The 2427-nt window shown below is 43.4% G+C and carries 4 protein-coding genes and 1 pseudogene; 3 read left to right on the top strand and 2 right to left on the bottom strand.

Annotated features, from left to right (window positions below):
• Nucleotides 1-101: 101 nt before the first annotated feature.
• A pseudogene (locus H6G26_RS40925) lies at nucleotides 102-362 on the bottom strand (hypothetical protein); the annotation flags it as partial.
• A 184-nt stretch (nucleotides 363-546) separates the two neighbouring features.
• Nucleotides 547-792, bottom strand: a complete 246-nt coding sequence (locus tag H6G26_RS40920) for a helix-turn-helix transcriptional regulator (protein ID WP_242054395.1) — start codon at nucleotides 790-792, stop codon at nucleotides 547-549.
• A gap of 129 nt (nucleotides 793-921) precedes the next feature.
• On the opposite strand from H6G26_RS40920, the gene H6G26_RS40915 reads away from it, so the two are divergent.
• The 3 genes from H6G26_RS40915 to H6G26_RS40905 all read left to right on the top strand — a co-directional run.
• Entirely contained in the window at nucleotides 922-1734 is an 813-nt protein-coding gene (locus tag H6G26_RS40915; RefSeq protein ID WP_190737781.1) for a hypothetical protein, read from the top strand.
• A 96-nt stretch (nucleotides 1735-1830) separates the two neighbouring features.
• Nucleotides 1831-2229 carry a hypothetical protein gene (locus H6G26_RS40910; protein WP_242054394.1) on the top strand — a complete coding sequence of 133 codons (399 nt, stop codon included), beginning with the start codon at nucleotides 1831-1833 and terminating at the stop codon, nucleotides 2227-2229.
• The coding region (locus tag H6G26_RS40905) for a DUF1392 family protein (RefSeq protein WP_190737779.1) at nucleotides 2226-2427 on the top strand (202 nt) is incomplete at its 3' end. The genes H6G26_RS40910 and H6G26_RS40905, both read left to right, overlap by 4 nt.

Raw genomic sequence — 2427 nt, 5'->3', positions numbered from 1 at the left:
CATCAAAAGAACAGTTATACATTATGAAAGTGACTTTCATAATGTACTCTAGTTATACCCCGCTAGTTGCTAGCGGCTCCATACCAGAAACGAATCACACAACGGTACAGTCTGCGATCACGCAATTCGGAGAGTGCCTTACCTGCCTCAAAAAACGCCCGTTCCACCTTCCGCTCCAGGTGCAGGCGATCGCGAATCTCCTGCTCAGTTAATTCTGGAACTTCAACAGCAGGAACGTCCAGAATTACCACATCCTGATTATTCTGGGAAGAGATATCTTGCTGTGTTTTGCTAACTGGTGGTTCTGAGCCAGCAGAAACAGTGGAAGTAGGTTTGTTGCGTTTAGAGAATGGCTTTTGCATGGCTTCGCTTCCTACTTCTCATTATTTTCAGATTTACATCAAGGTCAACCCCTAGCACTGATTTAATTTACGAAGCGTTTTCTAGGTTAGGGATAGATAGCTTTTTATCGACAATTTGAAACCAATGTGTCTGCTGTATAGAGTATTTATGCTTAATTATTAGTGCCAAATGGTTGAAGCCTCATTAGCTATGGGAAGCGTCAAATTTCCTTTTGCTTTCCTTTGCAGCCTCAATAACTTCTTCAAGAGTGCATTGGTAAACTTCCAAAAATTTGGGTATGTCTTCAATTGGCAGCCTAGGAGTGTGCCGCCCAATATCCCAGTTACGGACAGTTGACTCAGCAATTCCTAACCTTGATGCCACATCTACTGTTCTTAACCCTGCTTTTTCTCTTAACCCCTTCATATCCATAACAAATAGTAATACCAATAGAATATCAGCTAGTTAACACAGTTGACAAGCGCAGTTAACTAGCGGATAATAGATACATAAGAGAAGCGCCCCTGACTGCGAATCTGAAGCGCTTCTTTTGCCCTAAATTTAAAGAGCCTTCCAATTATGACTCACGCCGTTTACACTTATCAACAGCTGCAACTGAAATCTATTGCCCGTCTCAAGCAAATCTACAGCGAAATAGCCTGCACAGTCGAAGTAAGCGATAAACGCTGTAAGGATGCGTGGATTACTGCAATCGCGGAATATCAAGCCAGCAAGATTCAGAAACTCGCCCCTGCTGCCCCCGACAACCAAGCCTTCGCCCAAGCCGAACTCGACAGCTACATCGCTGACCAAGCCCAAGCCGTAGCTCCCGAACCCCTTAGAATAGTCGAAATCTCGTTTGACCATCACGAATATTACGCTGATGACAAACTGGTAGCCAGCATTAGCTACGACGACAACCACCTAACCCAACGCTGGGTAGTCATGGTCAACGACAAAGAAATATTTCGTGCCAATACTTTAATGCGTTGCGATCGCTTCATCTGCACTCACTACAAAGACGGTTCATTACCTGTGCAGGAGAAAGAAGCAACACCCCTCACGACCGAAAACCAAATCATGGCGCATATCTTCAACGAGTGCCAGAATTACGGGTTTGAAATTCTCGGTGATGGCATTTACAACAACAACGGCGTGAAACTGGGGCAAGTCGGATGCACTGACGGTAACTGGTGGGTGAAGAGGCGTTATTCAGTCCAGCAGCAGTATTCTAACTCGGTCTATGATGCTGTGCGCTCATTGTCGATGGTGGATGTGTCTTGTGATAGTAAATACATTTTTGATGAATATTTTTTAGAGCAACCCTTAGAACAGCTAACTGGCGATAAATTGCAACGACTGTTGGAGAGAACGGAGTTAGCCACGGCGTAGTCTTGGGCTTCGCCTAGAAAAAGGTTAAAGGTAAATTTCTTCATTCCTTTCCCCTTTTCCCTAAAACACATTCCCTTCATTGAAGGAGGTAATCAAATGTATACAAAATGGACTGATGAAGAACTCGCAATCATTGAAGAGAAAGCCGAAGTCTATACAATCAAACAAATAGCTTCAATCCTAAAAAGGCGAGGATATCAACGCACACCAATTGCAATTTATCTGAAGTTAAATAGCTTAGGTTATTCAGCCCGTCCCACTCTTGATAACTATTCTTGTAAAGAAATTGCTCAAGTTCTTCAGTTAAACTTCTCAACTGTTACAAGATGGGTAAAAAGAGGATGGCTCAAAGCTACAAGACGCTCTGCCAGACATTATCAAATTCGGAAATGCCATCTTAAGCAGTTTTTTGACAACCCACCACAATCAATTAAAAAACGCATTGCCGCTCTTGATGTTGAAGCGATTAATTACCTATTAGGGAGACGAGCATGATTGACCACATTAACGCACTTCAAACAAGCTGGTATCTCTCTCCACCTTGGCGTGGAACAATTCCACCTGTTGAGGTGAATTTACTGGAAAGAGTATACCTGAGAACCACCAGAACATTCGGCTACTGCTGCGGTATGCAATGGAAGCATGAGTGCTGGATTTATTCAATTGACTGCCGTAATGAAATACTCCACGCCA

The sequence above is a fragment of the Nostoc sp. FACHB-888 genome (assembly GCF_014696655.1).
GTDB lineage: Bacteria > Cyanobacteriota > Cyanobacteriia > Cyanobacteriales > Nostocaceae > Nostoc.
The sequence above is the reverse complement of the archived record's forward strand: the minus strand, read 5'-3'. Positions and strand labels throughout refer to the sequence as shown.

Bases quoted from the DNA above. Each gene is read 5' to 3' on its own strand.
- H6G26_RS40915 (WP_190737781.1), top strand. From the start codon at position 922: ATGACTCACGCCGTTTACACTTATCAACAGCTGCAACTGAAATCTATT.
- H6G26_RS40910 (WP_242054394.1), top strand. From the start codon at position 1,831: ATGTATACAAAATGGACTGATGAAGAACTCGCAATCATTGAAGAGAAA.